This window comes from Schnuerera sp., from assembly GCF_035459645.1.
Classification (GTDB): Bacteria; Bacillota; Clostridia; order Tissierellales; family Tepidimicrobiaceae; genus Schnuerera.
In genome coordinates this window covers 1-3,884 of the sequence record NZ_DATHXO010000162.1, presented here as the reverse complement: position 1 = coordinate 3,884, position 3,884 = coordinate 1, and the positions used below count along the sequence as shown (strand labels likewise).

General features: G+C 34.0%; 5 protein-coding genes and 1 tRNA gene. All 6 read left to right on the top strand.

Annotated features, from left to right (window positions below; all coding sequences use genetic code 11):
* The coding region (locus VK998_RS03960) for an ABC transporter permease (RefSeq protein ID WP_325225727.1) at positions 1 to 596 on the top strand (596 nt) is incomplete at its 5' end.
* Positions 597 to 614: 18 nt separating this feature from the next.
* Positions 615 to 1,592, top strand: coding sequence for an ABC transporter ATP-binding protein (locus VK998_RS03955; RefSeq protein WP_325225724.1), 978 nt, complete (start codon positions 615 to 617; stop codon positions 1,590 to 1,592).
* Positions 1,592 to 2,563 (top strand): ABC transporter ATP-binding protein, encoded by a 972-nt coding sequence (locus VK998_RS03950; protein WP_325225722.1) that lies wholly within the window; start codon positions 1,592 to 1,594, stop codon positions 2,561 to 2,563. Before VK998_RS03955 ends, VK998_RS03950 begins: the two co-directional genes overlap by 1 nt.
* Positions 2,538 to 2,762: a hypothetical protein gene (locus VK998_RS03945; protein ID WP_325225720.1), complete on the top strand. Its 225-nt coding sequence runs from the start codon at positions 2,538 to 2,540 to the stop codon at positions 2,760 to 2,762. Before VK998_RS03950 ends, VK998_RS03945 begins: the two co-directional genes overlap by 26 nt.
* A 137-nt stretch (positions 2,763 to 2,899) precedes the next feature.
* Positions 2,900 to 2,983: transfer RNA gene (locus VK998_RS03940), tRNA-Leu, on the top strand.
* 157 nt (positions 2,984 to 3,140) lie between these two features.
* The coding region (gene tig / locus VK998_RS03935; RefSeq protein WP_325225718.1) for a trigger factor at positions 3,141 to 3,884 on the top strand (744 nt) is incomplete at its 3' end.

Below are 3,884 nucleotides of genomic sequence, written 5' to 3'. Positions count from 1 at the left end.
TAATTATTCGAGTAATAATTGGAACTCTAATAGGAGGGATTGCTGGATATTATGGTGGATGGATAGATAATGTTTTAATGAGAATAACTGAAGTTTTCATGTCTTTTCCTTTTTTACCTCTGGTAATTACTGTTTCTGCAGTGGTTGGAGTAAGTATAAGTCCAGAGCAAAAGATGTATCTAGTTATGTTTATTTTAGGGATTTTAAGCTGGCCGGGATTAGCAAGGATGGTTAGAGGACAGATATTATCTTTAAGGGAACAAGAATTTGTTCTTGCTGCAAAAGCATTGGGGATAAGAAACTCAAGAATTATTTGGAAGCATCTAGTACCAAATACTGTAGGTTATATTGTGGTTAATGCTACAATAGGAGTAGCATCTGCAATATTACAGGAAAGTGCACTATCCTTTCTTGGACTTGGGGTAGCACCACCAGTACCAACATGGGGTAACTTAATACAGTATGCAAGGAATATGTATAATTTACAGCATCGTCCTTGGTTGTGGATACCGCCAGGATTATTAATCTTTGCTACAGTAATGTGTATTAACTTAATAGGTGATGGCTTACGTGATGCTATAGACCCTAAATCTTAGAGGATAGGAGGATAGAATATGTCTAAATTATTGGAAGTTAAGAATTTAAAAACTTATTTTTATACAGATGATGGAATAGTAAAAGCTATTGACGGAGTTAATTTTTCAGTAGAAGCAGGTAAGACTATAGGTATAGTAGGAGAATCCGGCTGTGGCAAAAGTATAACAGCCATGTCAATTCTACGTTTAATACCAGATCCTCCTGGAAAGATAGTTGATGGAGAAGTCATATTTGAGGGAGAGGATCTTACAAAAGTTTCAAATAAGGAGATTCGAAACATTAGAGGGAATAATATTTCTATGATATTCCAAGAACCTATGACTTCATTAAATCCAGTATTTACTGTAGGCTATCAAATAGGAGAAGTTTTAATGCTTCATCAAAAATTGAGCGAAGAAGAAGCTAAGGAAAGAGCCATTGAAATGATTGATTTAGTAGGTATTCCTAATGCAGAGAGGATCGTTGAAGAATATCCTCATCAGTTATCCGGTGGAATGAGACAAAGGGTAATGATAGCGATGGCTTTAGCTTGTCAACCAAAACTTCTTATTGCTGATGAGCCAACTACTGCTTTAGATGTTACTATTCAAGCTCAAATATTGGAAATAATGAATGAGTTAAAAAGCAAATTGAATACATCTATTATGCTAATAACTCATGATTTAGGAGTTATTGCAGAGATGGCAGACCATGTTATAGTTATGTATTCTGGTAAAGTAGTTGAGGATGCGCCTATTACGGAATTATTTAAGAATCCAAAGCATCCATATACTATTGGGCTAATGGGCTCTATACCTTCTTTAGTTAAGGAAGGGCAAAGACTTGAAACCATTCCAGGTGCAGTACCAAATCCACTATATTTACCCAAAGGATGTTATTTCCATCCTAGATGTAAATTTGCTACAGATGAATGTAGAGAAGGTCAACCAGAATTACGAGAGATAGCTCCTGGACATAAAGTTGCCTGTATAAGAGCTGAGGAGGTGTCTAGATAATGAGCGAAGTTTTACTAGAAGTTTCTAATCTAAAAAAATACTTTCCTATAACAAAAGGATTTATTAAAAGAAATGTAGGAAATGTTAAAGCTGTAGATGATGTGTCCCTTTTTATTAAAGAGGGGGAAACATTGGGGATAGTAGGAGAATCAGGATGTGGTAAATCTACATTAGGAAGAACATTATTAAGGCTATATGATGCCACTGCTGGAGAAGTAAAGTTTAAAGGCATAGACGTATTAAATGCTCCAAAAGATGAGATGAAAAAACTGAGAAGGGAAATGCAAATAGTATTTCAAGACCCTTATAGTTCGTTAAATCCTAGGATGACGGTGTCTCAAATAGTAGGAGAAGCTTTAGTTGAGCATGGATTATACAGAAAAGGCAAAAAATTAGATAATTATGTAGTAGAAGTTATGAATAAATGTGGTTTGGCTAGATATCATATGAATAGATATCCTCACGAGTTTTCGGGAGGGCAAAGACAACGTATAGGTGTAGCTAGAGCTTTGGCTTTAAATCCATCTTTTATAGTAGCTGACGAGCCAGTTTCTGCTCTGGATGTTTCTATTCAATCTCAGGTTATAAACTTATTTACAGATTTACAAAGGGAATTAAATCTTTCTTATATGTTTATTTCCCATGATTTAGGAGTTGTAAGGTATATATCACATAGAGTTGGGGTTATGTATTTAGGGTCTTTGGTAGAGCTAGCAGATAAAAACATCTTGTTTGATAGTCCTAAACATCCATATACTCAAGCTTTACTATCAGCTATACCTCATCCAGACCCAACTCTTAAGAGAGACAGGATAATACTTGAAGGAGACATACCGAGTCCATCCAATCCACCTAGTGGATGTAAATTCCATACTCGTTGTATGTATGCTCAAGATATTTGTAAAGAAGAGATACCTGAATTTAGGGATCTAGGAGGAGAACACTTTGTTGCGTGTCACTTCGCGAAATAGAAAACCAATTAAAGATCTTGAAAAAGAAGTAAAAGAAGAACTAGATAAAAAAAACAAAGAAAAACCTTTCGAATTTACAAAGAAGGATATTTTAGCTATGATTATAGCAGGGTATCAAGTAATAATGCCTATAGCTTTAATAGGTGTTATAGTCTTTGCTATATTCACTTACGTTTTTTTGAATTTCTTTTTAAAGTAAAATAGATAATAAAACATGATAAGTCAGTAGAATAGACTTATCATGTTTTTTATCTATTAAATACAGTATTTAATAGATAAAAAATAGTTGACATGGTGATATAAAATGTTATAATAATAAAGTAGGTTTTTTTATAAGCGGGAGTGGCGGAATTGGCAGACGCGCTAGACTTAGGATCTAGTGTCTTTGACGTGGGGGTTCAAGTCCTCTTTCCCGCACCAAAACACAACCAGTGGTGAAACCATTGGTTTTTTTCATATTTAATTCAATTATGATATAATACTTATAAATTGGATAATAATATTTTATATGGTATAATTTTATGGTATAATATATTAGTTTTAAATGCAATAAATAAAAGTTTAGGAGGATAACATAATGAATTCTGTTTTAGAAAAAAAAGAAAAAAACCAAGCCTTTTTTAATATTGAAATCGATGAAAACGAATTCGAAAAAGCTGTTCAAAAAGCATACTTAAAAAACAGAAATAGATTCAATATACCAGGTTTTCGTAAAGGCAAGGTACCCAGAAAGATAATTGAGATGAATTATGGTGAAGGTGTATTTTATGAAGAAGCATTAAATATTATTTTACCAGATGCTTATGATGAGGCCATAGAAGAATTGGAATTAGAACCAGTAGATACACCAGATGTTGATATCGAACAATTAGAAAAAGGGAAACCTATAATTATTAAGGTAGAAGTGACCATAAAGCCAGAAGTAAACTTAGGAGATTATAAAGGTATAGAAGTTGAAAAAGTAGAGTATAATGTTACAGATGAAGATGTAGATAAGGAATTAAAGGCTGTTCAAGAAATGAATGGAAGGATTATAGAAGCAGGAGATAGGGAAACTAAAGAAGGAGATATGCTTATTATAGATTTTGAAGGGTATATAGATGAAGAACAGTTTGAAGGTGGCACTGCAGAAAACCAAGAATTGGAAATAGGTGCTAACAAATTTATCCCTGGATTTGAAGAACAGCTTAAGGGTAAGAAAAAAGGAGAAGAAGTAGAAGTTAAAGTAACCTTCCCAGACGGCATTTACGACAAGGACCCGGGCAAGCACAAGAACGCAAAAAAGTACGAGCGCATCGCCTTCCGCGAAGCCATCGACAAG

What these genes read in the sequence shown, in the direction of transcription:
- VK998_RS03950 (WP_325225722.1), top strand. Translation starts at nt 1,592, where the DNA reads ATGAGCGAAGTTTTACTAGAAGTTTCTAATCTAAAAAAATACTTTCCT.
- VK998_RS03955 (WP_325225724.1), top strand. Translation starts at nt 615, where the DNA reads ATGTCTAAATTATTGGAAGTTAAGAATTTAAAAACTTATTTTTATACA.